General features: G+C 64.4%; 21 protein-coding genes and 3 tRNA genes. 9 read left to right on the plus strand and 15 right to left on the minus strand.

Annotation, left to right across the window (positions count from 1 at the left end; translation table 11 throughout):
- Positions 1–2: 2 nt before the first annotated feature.
- Both BLR29_RS20455 and BLR29_RS20460 read right to left on the minus strand, forming a co-directional pair.
- Positions 3–890, minus strand: coding sequence for an SMP-30/gluconolactonase/LRE family protein (locus tag BLR29_RS20455; RefSeq protein ID WP_092138931.1), 888 nt, complete (start codon positions 888–890; stop codon positions 3–5).
- A gap of 5 nt (positions 891–895) precedes the next feature.
- Positions 896–1,732, minus strand: a complete 837-nt coding sequence (locus BLR29_RS20460; protein WP_092138932.1) for an NAD-dependent epimerase/dehydratase family protein — start codon at positions 1,730–1,732, stop codon at positions 896–898.
- 677 nt (positions 1,733–2,409) lie between these two features.
- Here BLR29_RS20460 and BLR29_RS20465 point away from each other — a divergent pair.
- A complete protein-coding gene (locus BLR29_RS20465) occupies positions 2,410–3,471 on the plus strand; it encodes a porin (RefSeq protein ID WP_092138934.1) in 1,062 nt (353 codons plus the stop codon).
- 246 nt (positions 3,472–3,717) lie between these two features.
- Positions 3,718–3,793: transfer RNA gene (locus BLR29_RS20470), tRNA-Thr, on the plus strand.
- 417 nt (positions 3,794–4,210) lie between these two features.
- On the opposite strand, the gene BLR29_RS20475 is transcribed toward BLR29_RS20470, so the two are convergent.
- Both BLR29_RS20475 and BLR29_RS20480 read right to left on the minus strand, forming a co-directional pair.
- Complete coding sequence (locus BLR29_RS20475; RefSeq protein WP_176861006.1) at positions 4,211–4,630, minus strand: response regulator transcription factor; 420 nt, start codon at positions 4,628–4,630, stop codon at positions 4,211–4,213.
- Positions 4,631–4,932: 302 nt separating this feature from the next.
- Positions 4,933–6,546: a DUF342 domain-containing protein gene (locus BLR29_RS20480; RefSeq protein WP_092138936.1), complete on the minus strand. Its 1,614-nt coding sequence runs from the start codon at positions 6,544–6,546 to the stop codon at positions 4,933–4,935.
- A 262-nt stretch (positions 6,547–6,808) separates the two neighbouring features.
- Between BLR29_RS20480 and BLR29_RS20485 the strand changes: the two genes are divergently transcribed.
- Positions 6,809–7,639, plus strand: a complete 831-nt coding sequence (locus tag BLR29_RS20485; RefSeq protein ID WP_092138938.1) for a class I SAM-dependent methyltransferase — start codon at positions 6,809–6,811, stop codon at positions 7,637–7,639.
- A 96-nt stretch (positions 7,640–7,735) separates the two neighbouring features.
- On the opposite strand, the gene BLR29_RS20490 is transcribed toward BLR29_RS20485, so the two are convergent.
- The gene (locus BLR29_RS20490; protein ID WP_092139175.1) at positions 7,736–8,332 is read right to left on the minus strand and encodes a DUF1415 domain-containing protein; all 597 of its coding nucleotides are present in this window, start codon (positions 8,330–8,332) and stop codon (positions 7,736–7,738) included.
- A 193-nt stretch (positions 8,333–8,525) separates the two neighbouring features.
- On the opposite strand from BLR29_RS20490, the gene BLR29_RS20495 reads away from it, so the two are divergent.
- Positions 8,526–9,815, plus strand: coding sequence for a TIGR03862 family flavoprotein (locus tag BLR29_RS20495; RefSeq protein WP_092138940.1), 1,290 nt, complete (start codon positions 8,526–8,528; stop codon positions 9,813–9,815).
- A 21-nt stretch (positions 9,816–9,836) separates the two neighbouring features.
- On the opposite strand, the gene BLR29_RS20500 is transcribed toward BLR29_RS20495, so the two are convergent.
- Together BLR29_RS20500 and BLR29_RS20505 are read right to left on the minus strand one after the other, a co-directional pair.
- On the minus strand, positions 9,837–11,459 hold the full coding sequence (locus BLR29_RS20500; RefSeq protein ID WP_092138942.1) for an NAD(P)/FAD-dependent oxidoreductase: 1,623 nt from the start codon (positions 11,457–11,459) through the stop codon (positions 9,837–9,839).
- Positions 11,443–11,829 carry a hypothetical protein gene (locus tag BLR29_RS20505; protein ID WP_092138944.1) on the minus strand — a complete coding sequence of 129 codons (387 nt, stop codon included), beginning with the start codon at positions 11,827–11,829 and terminating at the stop codon, positions 11,443–11,445. Before BLR29_RS20505 ends, BLR29_RS20500 begins: the two co-directional genes overlap by 17 nt.
- A gap of 178 nt (positions 11,830–12,007) precedes the next feature.
- Here BLR29_RS20505 and BLR29_RS20510 point away from each other — a divergent pair, with 178 nt between their 5' ends.
- Together BLR29_RS20510 and BLR29_RS20515 are read left to right on the plus strand one after the other, a co-directional pair.
- Positions 12,008–13,456 carry an aminotransferase-like domain-containing protein gene (locus BLR29_RS20510; protein WP_092138946.1) on the plus strand — a complete coding sequence of 483 codons (1,449 nt, stop codon included), beginning with the start codon at positions 12,008–12,010 and terminating at the stop codon, positions 13,454–13,456.
- A 207-nt stretch (positions 13,457–13,663) separates the two neighbouring features.
- Positions 13,664–15,148, plus strand: a complete 1,485-nt coding sequence (locus BLR29_RS20515; protein ID WP_092138948.1) for a sensor domain-containing diguanylate cyclase — start codon at positions 13,664–13,666, stop codon at positions 15,146–15,148.
- Positions 15,149–15,274: 126 nt separating this feature from the next.
- On the opposite strand, the gene lpxO is transcribed toward BLR29_RS20515, so the two are convergent.
- The 3 genes from lpxO to BLR29_RS20530 form a co-directional block, all read right to left on the minus strand.
- Positions 15,275–16,177: a lipid A hydroxylase LpxO gene (gene lpxO / locus BLR29_RS20520; RefSeq protein WP_092138950.1), complete on the minus strand. Its 903-nt coding sequence runs from the start codon at positions 16,175–16,177 to the stop codon at positions 15,275–15,277.
- A 152-nt stretch (positions 16,178–16,329) separates the two neighbouring features.
- On the minus strand, positions 16,330–16,641 hold the full coding sequence (locus BLR29_RS20525) for a hypothetical protein (RefSeq protein ID WP_092138951.1): 312 nt from the start codon (positions 16,639–16,641) through the stop codon (positions 16,330–16,332).
- Between the two features lie 90 nt (positions 16,642–16,731).
- Positions 16,732–18,174: a DUF2252 domain-containing protein gene (locus BLR29_RS20530; RefSeq protein WP_092138953.1), complete on the minus strand. Its 1,443-nt coding sequence runs from the start codon at positions 18,172–18,174 to the stop codon at positions 16,732–16,734.
- A gap of 210 nt (positions 18,175–18,384) precedes the next feature.
- Between BLR29_RS20530 and BLR29_RS20535 the strand changes: the two genes are divergently transcribed.
- Together BLR29_RS20535 and BLR29_RS20540 are read left to right on the plus strand one after the other, a co-directional pair.
- Complete coding sequence (locus tag BLR29_RS20535) at positions 18,385–18,675, plus strand: hypothetical protein (protein WP_092138955.1); 291 nt, start codon at positions 18,385–18,387, stop codon at positions 18,673–18,675.
- Between the two features lie 117 nt (positions 18,676–18,792).
- Complete coding sequence (locus BLR29_RS20540; RefSeq protein ID WP_092138957.1) at positions 18,793–19,059, plus strand: hypothetical protein; 267 nt, start codon at positions 18,793–18,795, stop codon at positions 19,057–19,059.
- A gap of 150 nt (positions 19,060–19,209) precedes the next feature.
- Here BLR29_RS20540 and BLR29_RS20545 read toward each other — a convergent pair.
- The 4 genes from BLR29_RS20545 to BLR29_RS20560 form a co-directional block, all read right to left on the minus strand.
- A tRNA-Met gene (locus BLR29_RS20545) sits at positions 19,210–19,285 on the minus strand.
- 175 nt (positions 19,286–19,460) lie between these two features.
- Positions 19,461–19,700 carry a hypothetical protein gene (locus tag BLR29_RS20550; protein ID WP_092138959.1) on the minus strand — a complete coding sequence of 80 codons (240 nt, stop codon included), beginning with the start codon at positions 19,698–19,700 and terminating at the stop codon, positions 19,461–19,463.
- Positions 19,701–19,877: 177 nt separating this feature from the next.
- Complete coding sequence (locus BLR29_RS20555) at positions 19,878–20,156, minus strand: hypothetical protein (protein WP_092138961.1); 279 nt, start codon at positions 20,154–20,156, stop codon at positions 19,878–19,880.
- Positions 20,157–20,326: 170 nt separating this feature from the next.
- Positions 20,327–20,403 (minus strand) — tRNA-Arg (locus tag BLR29_RS20560).
- A gap of 123 nt (positions 20,404–20,526) precedes the next feature.
- On the opposite strand from BLR29_RS20560, the gene greB reads away from it, so the two are divergent.
- Positions 20,527–21,099 carry a transcription elongation factor GreB gene (gene greB, locus BLR29_RS20565; RefSeq protein ID WP_092138963.1) on the plus strand — a complete coding sequence of 191 codons (573 nt, stop codon included), beginning with the start codon at positions 20,527–20,529 and terminating at the stop codon, positions 21,097–21,099.
- A 15-nt stretch (positions 21,100–21,114) separates the two neighbouring features.
- Here greB and BLR29_RS20570 read toward each other — a convergent pair whose 3' ends face one another.
- Entirely contained in the window at positions 21,115–23,535 is a 2,421-nt protein-coding gene (locus BLR29_RS20570) for a RelA/SpoT family protein (RefSeq protein ID WP_092138965.1), read from the minus strand.
- Positions 23,536–23,852: the final 317 nt, after the last annotated feature.

A 23,852-nucleotide genomic window follows, 5' to 3' on the forward strand; every position in this document is an offset into this window, starting at 1 on the left:
CATCAGCCGCGCAGCACGGGCTCCGCCAGGCCACGCACGCCAGGTTGCAGCGCAAACACCGCGCCGGACAACAGATCGCTGTCATCGGTGCGAATCGAGGTCACGTACAGCGTATCGAGCCCGCTGCCGCCAAACGCACACATCGCCGGCTTGGCCGCCGGCACGGACAGGCTGCGGTCCAGCCGGCCATCGGGCGTGAAGCGATGCACCTGGCCGGCGTCGTTGCCGCAGATCCAGTAGCCGCCGTCGGCATCCACGGCGGCGCCATCCGGGCGGCCCGGATACGCAGTCATGTCGATGAACAGGCGGCCATTGGACGGCGTACCGCTATCGGTGTCGTAGTCGTAGGCCCACACCGCCTGCCGCGTCGGGTGCGAATCGGACAGGTACATCGTGCGGCCGTCGGGGCTGAAGGCCAGCCCATTGGGAGTAATCAGCGTCTCGCGCATGACATCGAGCGCACCGCTCGTGGCGTCGTAGCGATACAGCTTGCCGTCGGTCGCGGCCAGCGACATGTCCATCACCATCGTGCCCGCCCAGAAGCGACCCTGGCGATCGCAGCGGCCATCGTTGAATCGCATGCCCGCGCGTCCGTGGGCAACCGTCGCCACGCGCTCCAGCGCCGGCGCGGGCTGCCCCGGCACCAGGCGCGCCGCCCGGAAGATGCCGGTTTCCATGGCCAGCAGCCAGCCGCCATCGGCCGTCATGGCGATGCAACCCGCCATCTCGGGCAACGTCCATGTGGCGGTGGCCCCGGTGGCCGGGTCGAAGCGCCACAGCGTGCGGTTGGGAATATCGGTCCAGTAGAGCGCGGCGTCGGCGGCGTGCCAGACGGGGCTTTCGCCCACGCCGCAGCGCATGTCGCCGATCCGCTCGATGACTTGGGCCATCGCGCTCAGTCCCCGAACGGGCCCGCCTTGACGAACGCCCCGCCCTGGTACCAGCCGGCCGGGTCGTCGGCCGGCAGCGGCGGCACGGATTCCACCCGGGCGCGGAACTGCTCGGAGGACTCCACCGGCCGGAAGCCCAGGCGCGCGGCCTTGCTGTTGTCCCACCAGCGGTCGCGGTTGGCCGATGCGCCGTAGGCGATCGTGAAGCCGACGTCGGGCACGAAGATCGAGCGCTTGATCAGCTGCTCCAGATCGTCATAACCGAGCCACGTCACCATCATGCGGCGATCCTTGGCCTCCGGGAACGACGAGCCGATGCGCAGCGCGACGGTTTCGATGCCATGGCGATCAAAGTAGAAGCTGGCCAACTGCTCGCCAAAGGCCTTGCTCACGCCGTAGTAGCCGTCGGGACGCGGCGGCGTATCGGCATCGAGCATCTCGCCTTGCTTGTAGTAGCCGATGACGTGGTTGGAGCTGGCAAACACGATGCGGCGCACGCCATGGCGGCGCGCCGCTTCATAAAGGTTGTACGTCCCCTGGATATTGGCCGGCAGGATTTCCTCGAACGGTCGCTCCACGGACACGCCGCCCAGGTGGACGATCGCGTCCACGCCGGCCACCAGTTCATGCACGGCCCTGGGGTCCGACAGATCGCAAGCCGCCACTTCTTCCTGCTCGCGTGCCGTGCCGAGGTCGGCGATATCGGAGACGCGCACTACGTCGGCATAGCGCTTCAGGCGGTCACGCAGGACTTTGCCCAGGTTGCCCGCGGCGCCTGTCATCAGGATGCGGTGGCAACGGGTGGTGACGCCGTCGAGCGGGTCTTGGGAGGCGAGAGACATAGTTTCGGGTGCGCGGGCGTGAGCCACTGGGGCCACGCAGGATGACTGGGAAGGTGTTATTGATCTGTCGTCATACAACGTGACTGGAATCTAATCCTGCGACCATCGTGGGTCAAGGCAGTCACACCTCAGTGAATTCCCTAGAAGTTTTAAGTTGCAGACATGTAGACCGGTCTTGGTGGATCCATCGAATCGGGCAATTTCTGGCATTCTTCGCGCCCGGCTCCGCACGCCACAGCATGCACTCCGTCAACCGGAAATCCGCTTGGTATATGGGACATTGAGCAGATCTCCATCCTCCGTGACGGCCGCCACCACTGGCCTGGATAACGAACACTGGCGATAGCCATCCATCGACGCGACTCGGCAAATCCCGCTATTCCCCGCGGACAAATGCCATGGCGCACTGTTGTGCGCCGGCCAATGTCTCGTCCTATGTCTTGCGGTGTTATTTTTCTGTAAGGTACGATGTCATAAGACATCAGATGACTTAAGTTGCCTTTCCCAACCGCGGTGATCGATGTCCCGGGCACCGGGATTGCCAGTCCTGGCGCCTTTCACGCACGCCGGTGCAGGCAGCAACCTGAGCCAAAGACGTCGCAGAAGTCCACAAGAAAGCAGGCACCGGCCATTCCGCAACAACAACGCCATAACAAGCCAGGATGGAGACTTTCACCATGAAGCGAGCCCTTGCGCCCTTCGTCACCGCAGCATCCCTTGCCGCCATCGGCGCTTCCGCGCCGGTGCACGCCCAGTCCAATGTCACGCTGTACGGCATTGTCGACACCACGATCCGCTACACCACAAACGAAAACGCCGCCGGCAACAGCAAGGTGCAGATGACCGATGGCGTGCTCACGGGTAGCCGCTGGGGCATGTACGGCCTGGAGGACCTGGGGAGCGGGTACCAGGCCCTGTTTGTCCTCGAGTCGGGCTTCTCGCCGGACGCCGGCCAGAGCCTGCAAGGCAACCGCCTGTTTGGCCGCAAGGCCTACGTCGGCCTGCAGGGTGAATTCGGCACCGTCACGCTCGGTCGCCAGTTCACGGTGATCCACGAGGTCATCGCCAGCTACGACGCCATGGCGCTGGCCAACCTGGCCATCGTCGGCTTCCAGGGCGGCAACTACACGGGCGGCGTGCGCCAGGACAACATGATCAAGTACGCCGGCAGGTTCGGCGGACTGACCATCGCGGCCCAGCATGCGTTTGGCGAGGTGGCGGGCAGCTTCTCGAATTCGTCGTCCACCGGCGGCAGCCTGACCTATGCGGCGGGCCCGTTCATGGTCGCTGGCGGTTACCAGATCATGCGCGATACAACGACCTATTACGGCGTGACCGTACCGGTCAGCGATCAGAAGGTCTGGACCCTGGGCGGCACCTACACCGCCGGCCCCGCCACCATCTACCTGGGCTACACCAACAGCAACGTCGACAACGCGGGCTACAAGAACCAGGCCGCCTACCTGGGTGGCAAGTACGCATTCAACAATGCCTGGTCGCTGATCGCGCTCGGCACTTACGACCACCTGAAGCACGGCAATGATTCGGGTAACCGATTCACTGGCTCGATGATGCTCGACTACGCGTTCAGCAAGCGCACGGACGTGTATCTGGAAGCGGACTACACGACGCTGACGGACGCATGGCGCACCCTGGGCGGGCAGTCCACGTTCCAGACGCCGTTCTACGGTCACGGCAGCCGCGTGGGCGTGATGGCGGGCCTGCGCCACAAGTTCTGATGCGTCGCCAGGAATGCTGAAAGCGATGGCGTGGCGACGGCACACGTGAAGGCGTAAACCAGGCGACAACATGCTGCGCCATCGACGTGAATGCAGGAGAGGGCCATCCGCCTCTCCGCCCTCTTCCCTCAGCAACTTTCCCACGAAAAATTGCACGAGGGACTTCACAAAACGAAAAGTCGCTGATATTATTGCGGGCTCTATCCGATTCGATTGATTCGCAAGAATCACAGATCGAACCGTGATGCCGAAGTAGCTCAGTCGGTAGAGCAGCTCATTCGTAATGAGAAGGTCGGGGGTTCGATTCCTCTCTTCGGCACCAAAGCTTCAGGCAAAAGGCCCAACCAACCGGTTGGGCCTTTTGTTTTGGTTTTAGCGTTTTAGCGTTTTGGCGCGCCACTTTTAGCGCTCCGTTTTCACATCGCTGATCGCCACCCGATCACACGCCTTCCTGGGCGACTCGCATCTCGCCCGCACCACATCGAAAATACAAAAGCCAACCTGCTTTCACAGGTTGGCTTCCAGGTATTCCAGTGCCACGTGATCCGGTTCCGCGTAACGCCTTCGCAGTGTGCTGGACCGCGTCTTCATTCGCTGCCCGGAACTAGCTCCCTCGCCTATCCTGCGGCACCCCAGGACACAGTTCCAGCTTAGGTCAAAAAAACCGTGACGGCGGGATAACCGCAAGGAAACGCTGCCGCCCGCGCGCACCGCGCACGCACCTCTCGAGCGGGGTCACTTATTGGTGACGCGGGGGCTGCCTGACATCCGAACCAGACACCGCCAGATGGGCGGAAGGATCATCGTCCAGCATGTGGAAAATGACAGCTTCCATGGTTTCGATGGGCGCGGCTTTTGGCAGGTGCTCCATCACGCCGAATGGCTGGAGCGATGACGGCACACGCGGCAACACGCCGTCCGACAGCAGCAGGATGCGCGCATTGGGGAGCGCCTGATGCAGGCGACGCAGCAAGCACCAGTTGTCGGCGGCGTCCCCGGACATCCCGAAGACCACCAGGACGTCGTCCCGGCTTGCGGCGAGCATCGGGATATCAGATGGCTCGATACTCTGCACGGCGCCGATGCCGGGCATGCGCGCCAGCATCCGCTGCATGCCGAGGCGGGCAAGCGGCTGGGCTTCAATCACGATTGCAGTCATGGTGTCTTCTCCCCTTTCTTGTTGTTTGTGGCGGGGGATTCAGCAAACTGCATGCCAGGCGAATCCTGCAACCGCATTCAAACGGGGCGAACGCCAGGTCGGTGCCAGCAGACGCTTGTGCCATTGGGAAAAGCGGGTGGTCGGCGGGCACTTCTCAAACGCGAGCGATGCCAGCCATCATCCGTTCCGGGCACGACGCATGACGCAACGTGTCACCCGGCCCATCGCGCGGGTCACATTTCGTGTCACCCCGCCACGCAAACGGCCTAGCCAAATGCGGGGCTCAGGGGATTCAGCGGGGCTCAGGTGACCGTGATCCGGTCGTCCACCACGCGCACCTGGCCGCCGGACTTGTCCTCCATGACCTTCAGGACTTTGTGGCCCACCTGAAGCGTCACGCCGCCGTGGATGCGACGGCTGACGGCAATCACGGCCTCGTTGGACGGCTTGATCTGCTCCGCCAGCCTGGCGATCTCGGCATCGAGCTCGAACAGGTCGCGGTTGATCTTGTACATGGTGGCGCGCGCCTTCTCGCGGATATCGCCCACCGCACGCTCGGGATTCTTGGCGAAGAACGCCACCAGCTGCTGCAGCTTGGCCTGTTCCTCCAGCACCTTGCGGCGACGCCCCTCCACCTCGGCCTTCTGCTCGTCGGCAAACGGATTCAGCCCGACCTGCACGGTCGTGGCACTGCCGGCCGGCGCGCCCAGGATCGCCGTATTGACCGCCAGCAGCGCGCGTGTACGTCCCCCGCTGATACTGCCCTGCCCCGTGGGGGTGCCGACGACCACGCGCTCACCGGCGGAGACGTCGCTCTGGCGGATGCCGGATTCGACGATCACCTCGGTGGCCGCCTCGACCACGGCATTCTGGATGTAGCGCGCGTGTACGGCACCCTTGGTGCGTACGCTCGCGATGTCATTGGGATCGCCACCATGCGCGGTCTCGGCCTTGCCGATGATGCCGCCCTTGACGATGACGTCGCCACCGGCTTCCACGCGCGCCGCCTCGATGGTGCCGCTGACGACCACGTCCCCGGTCACGCGCACGGTCATGCCGGTGCGAATGTCGCCGGAAACCCGCAGCGAACCGTCGAAATTAACGTTGCCGGAATGGAGGTCGACGGCCTCCACATCCACCACCGGGCTCACGATCACGCCATTGGGCATCACGCGCGGCGATCCGGCGATCACGGCCAGCAACAGGTTCGGGTTGTTGGGATCGACGGCCACCCCGGTCAGGTCGGCGGCATACGGCGTGTCTACCATCACCTCCGCGGGAATCGCCTTGCCCAGCACGTCCATGCCGTCCTTGCCCTGCTTTGCCGGCGTGCGGCGCATGAGGGCGGTACCCGGATTGACCAGCAGCAGGCTCCCGAGATCGCGCAGGTCCACGCGGTCGTCCTCGTTCTCCACCTGCACGGGCTTGCGCGGCTGCACCAGGCTGTCGAACCGCGCAGCCTCGCCCGGCACGGCCGCCACGCCGCGTGCGATCTCGCGGCCTTCACAGCTACCCGCTTCCAGCGCCACGCCGATGGCCGCCATGTCGAGCAACGCCACGACGTTCATCGATGCGGCCGCGGCGGCGATGTCTTCCACCGCGATCGGCCGCCCGCCTTCCGGCGGCATCAGCGTCAACAGCAACGACAGCTTGTCGGCGGTGATTTCCAGCTCGAAAGCGCCATCCAGGATGCTGCCGATCACGGCATCCACATCCCGGTCGGTCAGCTGGCATTGGGTGAGAAAGGCGATGACGGCCGCCTGATCGAGCCGCGCCCCCCGCCACCCGTGCTCCTCCAGGCGCGCCTCGAGCGCAGCACGGTCCGGCGGCATGCGCCCCGTCTCCGGCGAAAAGCACGCCCGTACCTGATCTCCCGGCTGGCTGAGCTCCAGGCGTAATCCCGCGTCGGCTGTCATGTGTCCCCGCTTCTGTTCCTGCACGTGCCGGCTGTCGATCTGGGCCTGCGCCCGAGGCTCTTCCGCAAGAACCCGTCGACTTTGCCGCCAACTCTGCTTGTCTTCGATCTTTCATCATCGGCGCGGGCGGGGTGAACTTGAGCCCACAAAAGGAGGGTTGCGGAAAATGTGACGACTCTGACTGGTCGAGCGCGGCACGGACGGCACGCGGGAATTCGGTAAACTGTCGGCCTTCGCTTTCCCCGCCGCAGGCTTCTCCCCCATGTCCAACACGCACGAAATCCGTCCCGGTCAGTCCATCGAGCTGCTCAAGGCGCTCCACATCCTGACGCGCGACGGCAAGATGAACCAGGACAGCCGCCGCAAGCTCAAGCAGGTCTATCACCTGTTCCAGTTCATCGAGCCGCTGCTACGCGAGGTGAAAGATGCGCGGGGCACCCTGTCGCTGGTGGATCACGGCGCGGGCAAGTCATATCTGGGCTTTATCCTCTACGACCTGTTTTTCAAGGACCTGAAGGACGACTCACACATCTTCGGCATCGAGACGCGCGAGGAACTGGTCACCAGCTCGACGACGCTGGCGAAGCATCTGGGTTTCGAAGGGATGTCGTTCCTGAACCTGTCCGTGGCGGACTCGATCACTTCCGCCGCGCTGCCGGCTACGGTGGACGTGGTCACTGCGCTGCACGCCTGCAATACGGCGACCGACGATGCCATCCGCTTTGCGCTGGCCAAGCAGGCGCGCCACATCGTGCTGGTGCCGTGCTGCCAGGCCGAGGTGGCCAGCGTGCTGCGCAAAAACAAGGGCAAGCTGCTGGCGGGCAACCCGCTGACCGAGATCTGGCGCCACCCGCTCCACACGCGCGAGTTCGGCAGCCAGGTGACCAATGTGCTGCGCTGCCTGCAGCTCGAGGCGCACGGCTATCAGGTCAGCGTGACCGAACTGGTGGGCTGGGAACATTCGATGAAGAACGAACTGATCATCGCCCAGTACAAGGACCTGCCGCGCCGCCGCCCCACCGAGCGCCTGCAGAACGTACTGGAGACGCTGGGGCTGGAAGAAATGCAGGAACGATTCTTCACGACACCCTGACTTTCGCGCCCCAACTTTCCGCGCCCCGACCTCCCCCTCCATCGCACCACGCCGCAAGGATGTTCCGCCTTCCGGCGCGGCCGTCCCCGGTGGCGCTCAGGATTCGTCGTCCGACTTCCCCGCCATCCACTCGCGCCAGCCATCATGGCCCAGCCGCCGCATGGTGGCCTGGTTGCGCTCGTAGATGTCCGCTGCATCCGGAAAGGCCTCGGCGGCGCGCGCGATGCTGTCTTCGCGCAGCAAGTGCAGGATCGGAAACGGTGCGCGGTTGGTGTAGTTCTCGATGTCGTCCGGCCCGGTGCCTTCGAACTGGTAGTCCGGATGGAAGCTCGCGATCTGCAGCGTTCCCTGCAGGCGCAGGCTGCGCAGCAGGCGATCCGCGAAATACAGGAGGTCGTTGTAAGCCATGAAGTCCTGCAGCGCATGCGGCACGATCAGCAACGTCGTATCGATGACGGCAGGATCGGTCTCTTCCAGCAGGCGCAACTCGCGCTCCAGATCATCGAGCACGTCTTCGTCCCTGGTGGCTTTGCTGACCACATATCGAACCTGATCCTTCACGTAGACGCTCTTGGCGAACGGGCACAGGTTCAGGCCGATGACGGCGCGCGACAACCAGTGGCGGACGGCGTCGACAACTGGATCGACGGGATCGACGGGATCGACGGGATCGGTGGTCGGAATGGCGGGCATGGCGATGGCTACGGCGGGCAAAGCATCATTCTACTGCCCGCAAGGGGCGCGATTCCGTCACCCGCGAGGCAGATCCGCCTCGTGCCACTCCCCTATAATTCGCGGCTGGATTGCCACGCGTTTTTGCCACGTGCCTGATGAGAGCGCGAGAACGCGCCGCCCCCCCCCACCCACCTGCCCCAACCTGCCATCCATGTCCGCTTCGCCCGCCTCCTCTCCCGCCCAGCACCCTGCCATCGGCGCTGTCGTCGTAGGCGGCGGCCCCGCCGGGCTGATGGCGGCCGAAATGCTCGCGGCCCGTGGCGTGCCGGTGGATGTCTACGATGCCATGCCGTCCGTCGGCCGCAAGTTCCTGATGGCCGGCAAGGGCGGGATGAACATCACGCACTCGGAGCCCTCCCCCGCGTTTGTCGCACGTTACGGCAGCCGCGCTGACCGCGTGGCGCCGCTGCTGGATGCGTTCGATGCCCAGGCGCTGCGCAACTGGGTCCATGCGCTGGGCATCGACACCTTCGTCGGCAGCTCGGGCCGTGTGTTTCCGACGGAGATGAAAGCGGCGCCGCTGCTGCGCACGTGGCTCCACCGCCTGCGCGAATCGGGCGTGCGCGTGCACACGCGGCATCGCTGGATCGGCTGGGGCGATGCAACGGCATCCGGCGCGCACGCGCTGCGCTTTGCCACGCCAGAGGGCGAAGCAAGCGTCGAGGCCCGCACCGTGGTGCTCGCGCTCGGCGGCGGCAGTTGGGCCCGGCTCGGCTCGGATGCCGCATGGGTACCGCTGCTGGCCGCGCGCGGCGTGGACATCGCCCCGCTCAAGCCCACCAACTGTGGGTTCGACGTGGACTGGTCCGCGCTCTTTGGCGCACGCCATGCGGGCGATCCGGTCAAGTCGGCGGCCATCGCCGTGACCGCGCCCGACGGCACGCCGCTCTATCGGCAAGGCGAGTTCGTGATCAGCGCGATGGGAATCGAGGGGAGTCTCGTCTATGCGTTGTCCGCACCGATCCGCGACCTGATCGACCGCGACGGCGTCGCGGAGATCCGGCTCGACCTGGCACCGGGGCTGTCCGCCGCGCGCGTCGCCGAGGAGATCGGCCGGCCGCGCGGATCGCGTTCGGTATCGAGCCACTTGCAGAGCAAGCTCGGCATCACCGGCGTCAAGGCAGGATTGCTCCGTGAAGGGCTGTCGAAGGAAGCGATGCACGACAACGCGGTGCTGGCTGCCGGCATCAAGTCGCTGCCGCTGCGCCTGGTGCGCGCGCGGCCCATCGACGAAGTCATCAGCACCGCCGGCGGCGTGACCTTCGAGGCGATGGACGACAGGCTGATGCTGTCGGCGCTGCCGGGGGTGTTCTGTGCGGGAGAAATGCTGGATTGGGAGGCGCCGACCGGCGGCTACCTGCTGACGGCATGCTTCGCCAGCGGACGTGCGGCAGGCATCGCGGCGGCGGATTACCTCGGGGCGCGGGCCGGCAAGGCATAGCCGCCTGCAGGCCCGCCTGCGTCAATGGCCGTTGGCGATGTCCTGTGCGACAGCCTCGGCCACTTCGATGCCGTCGATCGCCGCCGAATAGATGCCGCCGGCATAGCCCGCACCCTCGCCCGCCGGATACAGGCCCTTCACATTGATGCTCTGGTAGTCGTCGTTATTGCGGCGAATCCGCAGCGGAGACGACGTGCGCGTCTCCACGCCGGTCAGCACCGCGTCGTGCATCGCAAACCCGGCGATCTTCTTGTCGAGTTCCGGCAATGCCTCGCGAATTGCCGCAATCACATAGTCGGGCAACGACGTGCTCAGGTCTGTCGGCGTCACGCCGGGCTTGTACGACGGCTCCACTGAACCGAGCGCGGTGGACGGCCGGCCCGCGATGAAATCGCCAACCAGTTGCCCCGGCGCGCGATAGTCGCTGCCGCCCAGCTCGAATGCGCGCTCTTCCCACTTGCGCTGGAACGCGATGCCGGCCAGCGGGCCGCCCGGGAAATCTTCATCCGGCGTGATGCCCACCACGATGCCCGCGTTGGCGTTGCGCTCGGCGCGGTAGTACTGGCTCATGCCGTTGGTCACCAGCCGGCCCGGCTCGGACGCCGCGGCCACCACCGTGCCACCCGGGCACATGCAGAAGCTGTAGACCGCACGGCCGTTGCTGGCGTGATGCACGACCTTGTAGTCCGCCGCGCCCAGCAGCTTGTTGCCGGCGAATTTGCCAAAGCGGCTACGGTTGATCAGGCCCTGCGGATGCTCGATGCGGAAACCCAGCGAGAACGGCTTGGCCTCCATGAACACGCCGCGGTCATGCAGCATGTGGAAGGTGTCGCGCGCACTGTGGCCCACGGCCAGGATGACGTGATCGCACGGGAGGTAATCCCCCGTGGACAGCTTCAGCCCGCGCACCTGGCCGTTGTCGATGTCGATATCGTCGACGCGCGTCTCGAAGCGGATCTCGGCACCCAGTGACAGCATCTCGGCGCGCATTTTCTCCACCATGCTGACCAGGCGGAACGTGCCGATATGGGGACGCGCCTTGAACAGGATGTCCTCCGGCGCGCCAGCGCGCACGAACTCGTTCAGCACCTTGCGGCCGTAGTGCTTCGGGTCCTTGATCTGACTGTAGAGCTTGCCGTCCGAGAACGTGCCGGCGCCACCCTCGCCAAACTGCACGTTCGATTCGGGATTCAGCACGCTCTTGCGCCACAGGCCGAACGTATCCTTGGTGCGTTCGCGGACTTCCTTCCCGCGCTCCAGGATGATCGGCCGGAAGCCCATCTGCGCCAGCAGCAGCCCGGCCAGCAGGCCGCAGGGCCCCAGGCCGATCACCACCGGGCGCGTCTTCGGGCCGCCCTCGGGCGCCTGCGCCACGAAGCGATACGCCATGTCCGGCGTCACACTCCAGTGGGGCTTGCCGGCCATCCGCTTGAGCGCGGCGGCCTCGTCTTTCACTTCGATATCGATGATGTAGGTCAGCTTGATATCGTCGCGCTTGCGGGCGTCATGGGCACGGCGGAAGACGGTAAAACCGACAAGCCCGTCGCCTTTGACGCCGATCTGGGCGAGGTGGCTGCGCACGGCCGCCTCCAGGTCGCTCTCGGCATGGTCGAGCGGGAGTTTGACTTCACTTAGACGTAGCATGGGGAACTGGTGTTTCTGCGGCCTTGGTGTCTGGTGGCCGGGCGTTTCCCAGCAGGAGGCCAGAACGGCCGAAGCGGGATTTTATCAGCCGCCACCAGTCCGGGGGCGCCTCCGCCGGCGTCACGCGCAGTGCGGACGTGCCCGTCGATGCCAGCGTGACCCAGCCATCCGTGGCCGCGACGAACACGCCGCCGGCACGCAGTCGGCAATATGGACGGCAGACGTGTTCCGCCAGCCAGCCGGGCGCACCCGCCAGTTCCACATTGCCGGTGGTCACATGGATCACGGTGCCGGCCCGCAAGTGCAGGTTGAGGCACCGCCCTACGGCCAACCGCATGGTGCCGGGAATCGCTTCTTCAGGATGGGTCATGGTCGTACTCCGCTGTCCGCAAAATCAGGACTTCAGCGTATCGGCCGACCCGCCAGCCCAGTAGACACAAGGGCCGGCAGGTGACCCCAGAACAGATCCGAAATATTTGCTCTGTTACGATACAGGGACCCCATATCTGTATCTGTTGCGTCCGTCGCGCGTACGCGATGATGCCGTCATGACCGCCTCCGCCCCGCTTTACCAGCAAGTCGCCGGCCACTACCGGCAAGCCATTGCGGCCGGGACCCTCGCGCCCGGCGACCGCATGCCGTCGGTGCGCGCGCTGATGGGGCTGCACGGCGTGAGCCTGTCCACCGCGCTGCAGGCGTGTCGCGAACTGGAATCCGCCGGCGTGCTCGAGGCGCGGCCTCGCTCCGGTTATTTTGTGCGCGCGCCCTCACGCCTGTCACGACAGTTGATCACGCCGATCGAGGAGCCCGCGCCAGGCCTGCCGGATCCCGCCCAGTACGTCGGCATCCACCAGCGCATCTCGGCGATTCTGGCGCGCGGCCAGCATCAGGACGTGCAGGTGAATCTCGGCGGCGCCTGCGCGGCATCCTCGCTCTACCCGACCGCGGCGCTACGTACCGCCGCGACGCGCGCCCTGCGGCGTCATCCGGATCTCTATGGCAGCGCCGTGGAATCGGACGGGCATCCCGGCTTTCGCGCCGCGCTGGCCCGGCACGCGCTGCGGTCGCGCATCCCTCTCTCGCCGGAGGAGATCGTGGTCACCCACGGTTGCACGGAGGCGCTCAACCTCGCCCTGCGCGCCGTGGCCGGACCCGGCGATGTCATCGCAGTGGAATCGCCTACCTACTACGGGCTGCTGCAGATCCTGGAGAGCCTTGGCATGCGAGCGCTCGAGATCCCGTGCAGTCCGCAGACCGGCATCTCGCTCGAAGCCCTGGAGCTGGCCGCCCGGACCTACGACAACATCAAGGCCGTGGCGGTGGTGCCCAACCTGCAGAACCCGCTCGGCAGCGTCATGCCGGATGCCCACAAGCAGCGGCTGGTGGCCTGGTGCGAGGCCAGCGGCATCGCGCTCATCGAAGACGATTGCTTTTCCGCGACGCACGATGACGACGTGCCGCTGGCGGCTGCCAAGGCGTGGGATACCACGGGCAACGTGATTCATTGCGCCTCGCTTCACAAGGTACTGGCACCGGGCATGCGGCTTGGCTGGATCGCGGCCGGCAAGTGGCAGGCCCGTGTGGAGATGCTCAAGTTTGGCCTGTCGCGCCCCAACGAGATGCTGCCGCAGATCGCCGTGGCCGATTTCATGGCGACCGGCGCATTCGAACGCCACCTGCGGCGCCTGCGCGGCCAGCTACGGACGCAGCGCGAATGGGTCGCGCAAGTTATCGCGAGCCGGTTTCCGACCGGGACGCGCCTGACGCTGCCGCGCGGCGGGATGCACCTGTGGGTGGAACTGCCCGCGGGCATCTCGTCGGAGATCGTGTTCGAACAGGCGCTGGCGCAAGGCATCCGCGTCATGCCAGGCGCGATGTTCTCGAACTCCAATCGCTTCGACCACTACCTGCGCATCAATTGCGGAACGCCGCGCTCGCCAGCGCTCGAACGGGCGCTCGAAACACTGGCCACGGTGATCGGACGCCTGGCCCCCTGATTCTGCTGCCTGATTTCCGCCGCCTGGCCTGCCCCCCGGTGGCCTGACGCCATGGCCAGCGACCACAACACCCCCCGCCAATCCCGGCACCGCTCCTCCAAGATTTCTCCCCATTTCTGGCGGCCTCGCCTATCCTAATGCGCGGACGCCGACCGCCAGAACGCCACGACGGAACAACAGAACAACAGAACAAGAGGGAGAACAGACTTGGGCAGTGCACCTGCCGCGTCGCGGCTTGACGACGACTATCAGACCCTGTTTCAGCTTGCGCCCGTGTCGCTTTGGCTCGAGGATTTCAGCGCGGTCAGGCAAGCCTTCGACCAACTACGCACCGACGGCGTCACCGACCTGCGCCGCTACCTGCGCGACAACCCCGGCGAGGTCGCGCGCTGCTCGTCCCTGATCTGCGTGCTCGACGTGAACCGCCGCACGCTGGACCTGTTCCGCGCCGCTGACCTGGCTGATCTGGTGGCGAACCTCGACACGGTATTCCGCGACGACATGTTCGATCAGCACGTGGAAGAGCTCGGCCAGCTCTGGGATGGCGGCAGGCATTTCTCCAGCCAGACGGTCAACTACACGCTCGACGGCGAACGGCTCGACATCCGCCTGGAAGCCAGCGTGATGCCCGGTCATGAGGACGACTGGTCGCGCGTGCTGCTGTCGATCGAGGACATCACCACCCGCATGCGCACCGAGCGCGACCTGCGCCGCAGCCAGCAATACGCCCAGGGGCTGTTCGAGCATTCGCCGGTGTCGCTATGGGTCGAGGATTTCAGCGTGGTCAAGATGCTGCTGGACGAGGTGCGCGCCGCCGGCATCACCGACTTCCGCACATTCCTGAACGTGCATCCGGATTTCGTCTCGCGCTGCATGCAGGAGATCCGTGTGCTCGACGTCAATCAGCAGACGCTGTCCATGTTCGGCGCGCCGAGCAAGGAGATCCTGCTGTCCCGCCTGGGCGACGTGTTCCGCGACGACATGCGCATCCACTTTGCCGAGCAACTGATCGACCTCTGGCACGAGAAGCTCTGGCAGCAACGCGAGGTCATCAACTACGCGCTGGACGGCCGGGCGGTCGACGTGTTCATGCAATGGTCCGTCTTTCCCGGCCGCGAGGCCGACTGGGACCAGGTGCTGGTTTCGCTGACGGACATCACGGCACGCAAGAAGGCCGAGGCATACGTGGAGTTCCTCGGCAAGCATGATGTGCTGACCAAACTCTACAACCGCGCCTACTACGAAGACGAACTCGCGCGCCTGGGCCGCAAGGGGCCGTGGCCGGTCAGCGTGATCGCGGTGGACCTGAACGGCCTGAAGATCGTCAACGACCAGTTCGGTCACGGCGATGGCGACGCGCTGCTGCGCCGCACGGGCGAGGTCCTGAAAAAGGCCGTGGGCGAGCAAGCCTGCGTGGCCCGCATCGGCGGCGACGAATTCATGGTGCTGCTGCCGGGCAGCGACGAACGCGGGGCGGCCACGGTGGTCGGGCAGATCGAGCAGGTGGTGGAGCTGAACAACCAGTTCTATCCAGGCACACGGCTGTCGTTCTCGATCGGCAGCGCCACCTGCACGCAGGGCGATCGGCTGACCGACACCGTCAAGATTGCCGACGGCCGCATGTACGAGGCCAAGCGCGCGCACTACGAAGCCATCGGCAACGAGCGACGGCAGGCGGGATTCGAGCGCTAACGCGCTTGCATCGCCGGGCGCCGCACCGATCGCGCGACGCAAATGAAAAAGCCGCCTCGTGATTGAGGCGGCTTTTTTTCGCTTGTGCGGACCCGCGCAGGGGCGTGCGGGGTCGTGAGGAGTCGGTCAGAGGAACACGATCAACGCAACGCCGCCGATGATCAGCCCAAACTTGGTCACGTAATACACGCTCTTGTTCCACGCCTTGAAACGCCGGCGATACTGGCCGCCCAGCCACACGAAGCGGAACAGCTTGTTGATTGCGCCGGTCTGGTCCGATTCCTCGTTTGGCGAGCTGGCAGCCGTCATCACCTTGCGGCCCATCCAGTGATTGAACGCGGCGGCCCAGCGGTAGCGCATCGGACGCTCGATATCGCAGAACAGGATCAGACGATCCGACTCGCTCCGGTTCTCGGCCCAGTGCAGATAGGTCTCGTCGAACACCACACCCTGTCCGTCGCGCCAGCTATGGCGCTCGCCATCGACCTCGATAAAGCAGCGGTCGTCGTTCGGGGTGGACAGGCCCAGGTGGTAGCGCAGCGAACCCGCAAACGGATCACGGTGAGGATTCAGCTTGCCGCCCGGCGGCAGCTCGGCAAACATCGCGGCCTTCACCGTCGGCAGCTCGCGCAGCAGCGCCACGGTCTTCGGGCACAGCGTTTCGGCCGACGGATGCTGGGCTTCATACCACTTCAGGTAGAAGCGCTTCCAGCCATACTTGAAAAAGGAGTTGAAGCCGGCGTCGTCGTTCTTGTCAGCGGCCTTGATCTTGCGCATCGCGATCAGGGCCATGCCCTCGTCACGAATCAACGGCCAGGCGGTACGCAGCTTTTCGAGGTCGGGAAAGCGCTCGACCGGAATGTACGGGGTGCGCGGCACGCCCGAGAACATGTACATGAAGCAGTTGATCGGCGCGACCAGCGCGGAGTGATCCAGCAACTGGCGCATGAACGGTAGACGTACCTTGCCGCGGAAGTGCACATACAGGATGGCACCCAGATAGGCCGCGACGATTATCCACTTGATCACCCGAAATCCTCCAAATCAGACGCCGCCGGCCGCCGCGCTCGCACTAACGCGGCGTCAGGTCGTAGCCAGGACGGAAAGCCGGTATTTTATCCAAACAGGAACGCTCACGCATCGTGTGATGCGTGGAGCGCTTTTTTGTGCGCCGGGAAGTTTCAGACGCCACCGCGTGACTGTCGCGCGATCCGGTCGATCAGTGCGCGGGCGTCATCGGGCAAGCCTTGCAGGGTCAGCAAGCGCGCATTGAGCACGATGTTCTCCAGCACAAGCTTGGCCGTGGAGGCCCAGAGCGTGGCCAGCAGCGCATCCTGCGACATGCCGGAGCTCTCCAGTTCCGTGGAGCGTTCGGCAATCAGCTTGCACGCCAGCACCCGCAGCGCGTCGTCATCGAACGGCAGATCGGCATAGTCGATCGGGTCGGCTTTCTCGACCTCCACCATCAGTTGCAGCAGGATATCCTCGGTCATCGGCAAGCTCCTGTAGTGGTTCCGTCAAATACGAATCGTGATGGCTGGCGATGGTCGCGCGGCAGCTCGCCCGCTATGCAGCCAAGCGCGCTATACGCGAAAATCGGCGGCCAGGTCGGCATCGGTGCGAGCCTCCAGCCGACCCGACCGGCAGGCGGCAACGAAGATCTCATAGTCGCGCTCCACCTGGTCGGCATAGGCGTTGGAATAGGCGATCAGCGCCTCCGCCATGCGGTCGCTGGCCCCCAGGTAGCCGCTGACCTCGGCGGCCAGCCCGCTGCCCTTGGCATGGGCCCGTGCCAGTACGCGTCCGCACAGCCGGGCGTAGCCCGTCAGCACCTCGGCGTCCATCAGTTCGACGTCGGCGGAGAACTTCATGTCCCGCAATTGCCGCAGGTAGAAGTGCCGGCCAAACGGCCCCTTGGTCCAGCCGAGGAACAGGTCACTGGCCGCCTGCATCAGCCGCTGCCCTTCCACCACGCGACGGCCCTCATGCGCCACCGGCGGCGTCTTGAAATATCGTGCCACGACGGACCTCGTCGCCTCCTTGATTTGCAGGAACAGCGGCTTGCCGTGACTGTCGATCAGCAGCTGGATCAGACACCGTGTGCCGACGCTGCCCACACCCACCACCTTGAACGCGATGTCCTGCGACTTGAAGTGAGACAAGAGGAGACGTCGATCCTGCGCGAGTGTCGACAGGTATTCCTTGAAGCATTTCGCGACGATCTCTTCGGGTTTGCTGGTCCGCATCCAGTCATCCCTGGCATCGAACAGCGTCTGCTTGCCGCGCACATGGAAGACAGCCGGCGGGGCATCGAGGATCCTCCACTTGTCGCCCTCGCGTTCGGTGAGCTTGGGCAACAAGGACTCATGGGTACGCGTGGCGGCCTGCTCCATCGCGCGGCGGATGCGCTTCTGGGCGATCGGGTTGGTCGCCTCCGCCAGCATTCGGTCAAAGGTGATACGGTCGTACCAGGTCTCCAGAATGCCCATCTCGGCATAGACCGCCATGCGGTCCCGGTAGCTGTTGACCAGCTCGTACACGAAATTGTCGGCAGTGGCCGCGCTATGGCGCAAGTGGCGCGCCCCGACGACAAAGCTTGCCGCCAGCCGCTTCAGGTCCCATTCCCACGGGCCGGGGCTGGTTTCGTCGAAGTCATTGAGGTCGAATAACAGTGCGCGTTCCGGCGTGGCGAATCCGCCGAAGTTCGCGAGATGGCAGTCGCCGCAGATCTGCATCGTGAGTCCGGAATTCACCGTGCCCGACAGGTCGTGCGCCTGGATGATGGCGCTGCCACGGTAGAACGCAAACGGGGAGGCAATCATCCGCCCGTAGCGCAGCGGTATGAGCCGCCCGACACGGCCGTGACTGCCGGCTTCCAGCAATTTGATGGGGTCGCGATGAATCTTTCCGATCGCCTCATGTTCCCGACGCGGCACTTGCTGACGCAATGCCTTGCCACGCGCCCGACGCGTTTCCAGCTCTGCCACGTTTCCCACGATGCCTCCACGCCGATCGGCCAAGGACATGTTGATTTGTGCAGTATTTGCAACCACGCTAAGACAACGATTGCAGGTTGTCAATTTGGCGCACCACACGGCTGCAGCGGAGTGATGTGCGGATACGTCACATGACTCGGCAGCCGCGCGAGAAAATCAGACGCCGCCCTACAAAAGCGTCACAACTATCCGTGTAAGCTGTGGTCTCACTTCGCATCGCCAACAGGAAGAGTCAAGTTCATGACCAAGCGTTTTCTTGCAGCCATGCGTCAATACGTATGGTTCAAAGGGGTGAAGCACCATGTGGTCCAGGGCGTGGAAGCGCTGGCTGACCTGCTCAAATCCCCTTCTGTCGCTGCCCGTGCCGTGGCGGCGATCGTGTCCGAAACCGAACAAGGTGTACAGGTGTGGGTGTCCTATTTCGGCAAGCCGATGGACCCGCATACGAATTACGTTCTGTGGCCCAACCGCGTGCTCAAACCCGCGCGACGACGCGTCGCCCTGCCGCCCGCGCTGCCACCACGGCGTTAGCGCAAGGCGCGGGCCTCAAGTGTTCGCGCGTTGGTTCGCGCGTTTATTCGCTGTTGGTCCGCTGTCGCCCGCCATTCGTCCGCTATCGTCCGCTCACTCGTTCGACAAGGAGCTGCCATGTCCGAACCGCAACATGATGAAGCGCTGATCAACAACTACCTCGAACGCATCTCGGCCTTATCGGTCAGCGCGTTCGACGGCGCCGATGTGAGTCAGGAACTTGCGCAACTGATGCGCGAAGCGGCCACGAAGTGTGGCGGCGGTGGCAATCTCGCCGTCCTGGCGACACGCCTCAAGGATCGCGCCGAAGCGGCTGACCGTGAAGGTCAGCCCCAGGTGCGCGATACGTTCGCGGCAGCGGCGGCATCGCTCGCGAAGGCGTAACGCAACAACTCAAGACGAGGCGCGCACGGCCGCACGACTAGATCATCGTGCGTACGTCGCGCACGCGAAAACATCGCGGGCGAAGCGCCACGCGATGCAATTTTGGTTCTACTGGGAATCGCCTTGACCGGACGGTCAGGACAAGATGTTTGGTTGCGGGGGCAGGACTTGAACCTGCGACCTTCGGGTTATGAGCCCGACGAGCTGCCAACTGCTCCACCCCGCGTCTGAAGGAAACGGAGTATGGGGGATTCATCACCATAAGGCAACCTTTATTTGCACCGGGAAAAAGAAAACGCCCTCGCGGGCGTTTTCTTTTTGGGGCAAGGCATGTCTGCAGGTCGCGGAATGTTGTTGGTGGCTTCTCGACATTGCGCCTGTCAGTCGCGTCCTTGTCGGCGCTATGCGATGCGACGCAGCCTCACCTGGCTATCCAGGTCCTCAAGGGTTTCCTCGATATAGCGATTCACCTGATCCAGTGCCTGCAGCTTGGTATCGAACGGCTGCTGCGGAAATGGATTATGCCGCGCGATCAAGACCTCGCCGCTTTCCCGCCGGACGATTTCGATCATGATGCCCCACCTGCCCTTCGGCAAGGCAATGACTTCATAGATGATCTTGAATCCTTCGTACTCGCGCATGGCGCACTCCTTTTCTCTGCTGCTGGCGCGCGAGAATCCGCGCGCTTCGCAACCAGACTAGAAGTCGCACCGCCAAACAAAAATGATCTCCATCAATCGGCGATCATCGAGATAAATCACGGCATGATATAGGCCATTGCGCGCATCGCAATGACTGCAAAAAGCTGCGCCGACGCCTCAGATAACCGGCCCCAGCAACTTGTCGATCACCGCATACGCCGCACTGAACGCCGCCACCTCCGCCGCACGGCGTGTGACGAAAACTTGCGAGCCGCTCGACAGGATTTCGGTTTCGCCAGCGTCCGCGGTATCGGCACCTTCCTGCGCAATGCGCACTTCGTACCCCCACACCTCTTCGTCACGCACACTGCCGGCGACGGATTCGCGATGCGACGACACCAGCACGTATGCATCCATGCCGCGATAACCTTCTACCCGCCACTCGTCCTGATGCATGAGCACCTCCACGATGGAAATGGGTCGATGATAGTTTGAACCGCACAACGCCGCACCGTTCCGGGTGCGCACGAAGCACCGGAGCGAAGGGAACTGAAAAACCGGAGGGGGGAATGAAGAGAATGAAAAAAGGGCTTCCGTTTCCGGAAGCCCTTTCTTACTAAACAGGTTGGCGCGGCTGGCAGGATTCGAACCCACGACCCCTTGGTTCGTAGCCAAGTACTCTATCCAACTGAGCTACAGCCGCAACCGAGAAGTGAGATTATATAGAAGTTTTCAGTTTTGTGAACCCCCTACGCCGCATTTTTTCGCGCGACGCGTCCGGCAGGCGCAACTTCTATAATGAGAACCCGAAGAAGTGATCCGGACCATGAACAAGGCATTTGTGAAAGAGTCGTCCAACGACGACGACGACGATCTCCCCGAGGGCGCCACCCCGCTGCCGGCCGGTACGAAGAACTACATCACCGCCACCGGCTACAACCGCCTGCGCGACGAACTGATGCACCTCATCGATGTGGATCGTCCCGAGGTCGTGCAGATCGTCTCCTGGGCCGCATCCAACGGCGACCGCTCCGAGAACGGCGACTACCTCTACGGCAAGAAGCGACTGCGCGAAATTGATCGCCGCATCCGCTTTCTTACGCGCCGACTCGACAAAGCCGAAGTCGTCGATCCGTCCTTGCAGGGCGACAACGATCAGATCTTCTTTGGCGCCACCGTCACATATGCGACCCACGCCGGTGAAGAGACCACGATCACGATCGTCGGCATGGATGAGGTCGACCTCGACAATCACCACGTCAGCTGGATCTCGCCGATCGCCAAGGCACTGATCAAGGCGCGCGAGGGCGACACCGTCGCGCTGCGCACGCCAGCCGGTGTCGAACAGATTGATATCCTGGAAGTCCGCTATCCGCCAAAGGACGCGGCGACGCACTGAAGCGGCCGGCGGCGCTCAGCCGTCGTTGCGGTCCCGGAAGATGCGGATCACGTCCGGGTTGCGCCGCAGCCCGCGCATCACGTTGGCCAGGTGCAGGCGACTCTGGACCTGGATGACGAACTGCATGTAGGTGGCCTCCTGGTGGCCGGCCTGCTGCTGCTCCATGGCCACGTGGGCCACATTGGCATCGGCAGCCGTAAGGTCCGCCGCAACGCGGGCCACGATGCCCTTCACATTGCGCACCATCACCTTGATCGACACGTCGAACGCGTGCGCCGTCTTCTTGGCCCACATCACCTCGATCCAGTGCTCCGGATCCTTGCTGTGCAGGCGCTTGGCAATCTTGCAGTCCTGCACGTGGATCTGCAGCCCTTCGCCCTTGCCAAGGTAGCCAACGATCGAGTCGCCGGGAATCGGCCTGCAGCAGGCCGAGAAGATCATCGACATGCCTTCGTCGCCGGTGATCGCCACCGCCGGGGCTTCCTCGCCCGCGAACGTCTGCACCGCCGCCAGCAGAGCGCTGTCGACATCGCCGGACAGCTCCTGCAGCAGGATCTCCATGCGGCGCGCCACTACGGCAGGCACGCGCCGACCCAGTGCCAGATCCGCGAAGATGTCTTCCCTGTGCTTGTTGCCGGTCCACTGGATCATGCGATCCCAGACCGCCTGCGGCACTGCCTTGAGCTCGATGCCAAGCTGACGGGCCGACTGTTCCAGCAGGCGCTCGCCAAGCTGGATCGCTTCGTCGAGCTTGGTCGTCTTCAGGTAGTGGCGGATCGCCGCGCGCGCCTTGCCGGTGCGCACGAATGCCAGCCACGCCGGGTTCGGCTTGGAATACGGCGCCGTCACGACCTCGACGATATCGCCGCTCTTGAGCTCCGTGCGCAACGGCAGGAGTTCGTTGTTGATCTTGACCGCCACGCACTGGTTGCCCAGGTCGCTGTGCACCGCGTAGGCAAAGTCGAGGGCCGTGGCGCCACGTGGCAACGCGCGAATGTGGCCCTTAGGCGTAAACACATAGACCGCATCCGGGAACAGGTCGATCTTGACGTGCTCCAGGAATTCCTGCGAATCACCGGTCTGGCTCTGGATATCGAGCAAGGACTGCAGCCACTGGTGCGCCTGCTGCTGGATATCGTTGGCGTGATCGGCCTGGTGCTTGTACATCCAGTGCGCCGCCACGCCGGCTTCGGCGATCTGGTGCATGCCGCGCGTGCGGATCTGGAACTCCACCGGCGTGCCGAACGGCCCGACCAGCGTCGTGTGTAACGACTGGTAGCCGTTGATCTTCGGAATGGCGATGTAGTCCTTGAACTTGCCCGGCATGGGCTTGTACAGGCCGTGCAGCGCGCCCATCGCCATGTAGCAGTGCATCTGCGTTTCCACGACCACGCGGAAGCCGTAGACGTCCAGCACCTGCGAGAACGACAACTGTTTGTCGTGCATCTTTCGATAGATGCTGTACAGCGTCTTCTCCCGGCCGGACAGTTCCGCCACGATGCCGGCATCGGCCAATGCCTTCTGCGCGGCTTCCAGGATGCGCTTGACCACCTCGCGCCGGTTGCCGCGCGCGGCCTTCACGGCCTTTTCCAGCGTGGCGTAACGGAACGGCGAGCCGACCTTGAACGACAGCTCCTGCAGCTCGCGATAAATCGTGTTGAGACCCAGCCGATGCGCAATCGGCGCGTAGATCTCCATGGTTTCCAGCGCGATCCGGCGCCGCTTCTCGGGCGGCACGAAATCGAGCGTGCGCATGTTGTGCGTGCGATCGGCCAGCTTGACCAGGATCACCCGCACGTCGCGCGCCATCGCCAGCAGCATCTTGCGGAAGCTCTCCGCCTGCGCCTGCTCGCGGCTCTGGAATTCGAGCTTGTCCAGCTTTGTCAGGCCATCCACCAGTTCGGCGACCTTCGGACCGAACTTCTCGGCCAGTTCGCTCTTGGTGATGCCCTGGTCTTCCATCACGTCGTGCAGCAACGCCGCCATGATGGATTGCACGTCCAGCTTCCAGTCCGCACAGAGTTCCGCCACCGCCACCGGATGGGTGATGTAGGGCTCGCCGCTCTGACGGTACTGGCCCAGGTGGGCCTCGTCGGAAAACTGGAAGGCTTCGCGTACCAGTGCCTGGTCGGCAGGCTTCAGGTACGCGAGCTTTTCCAGCAGACGCGAAATGGAGATGACCTGCTGTCGCGGCGGCACGGCCGGCTGCGACGTCGGGCCAAAGAAGTGCCGGTACGACTGCGCCAGCACGGCATCGATGAACAGATCGCCGCCTGGTGCCACCGGCACCGTCCCCACCACGGGTTCCGCCACCAGTTCATTGGCAAGGACCGCGCGTGCCTTGCCCTGCTGGATCGGCGGCACGACGGCGCGCTCTCCGACGACGTTGTCGCCGAGCGGATCGGGCAGATTGGGGGCGCCGGTACGGGCGGTCATGGGGGGCTGGCCGGGTGTGCCGCGCTTACGTCCGGACGGACGTCCGGGTGAACCGGAGGGCGCAGGTGGCAGGGCCGCGGTTGCGGATGGCGACAGAGGCAGCGGTGCGCCAGGCGCCACAGATGTGGCGATTGCGCCAGGCGTACCCGGCACTGGCACCGGCTGTTCGCTCGCCGCCGGCTGCCCGCGCTGCGTCCGTGCGTCCGGGGTACCGGGCGGGACGATCGCGGAATTGGGCGGCGAGGAAGACATGGGGACGGCCCCTGGAATCCGGCTGGATGCGTGCGCACGCGAAGCTAGGATGAACCACAGACCGC

The sequence above is a fragment of the Cupriavidus sp. YR651 genome, from assembly GCF_900101625.1.
GTDB lineage: Bacteria > Pseudomonadota > Gammaproteobacteria > Burkholderiales > Burkholderiaceae > Cupriavidus.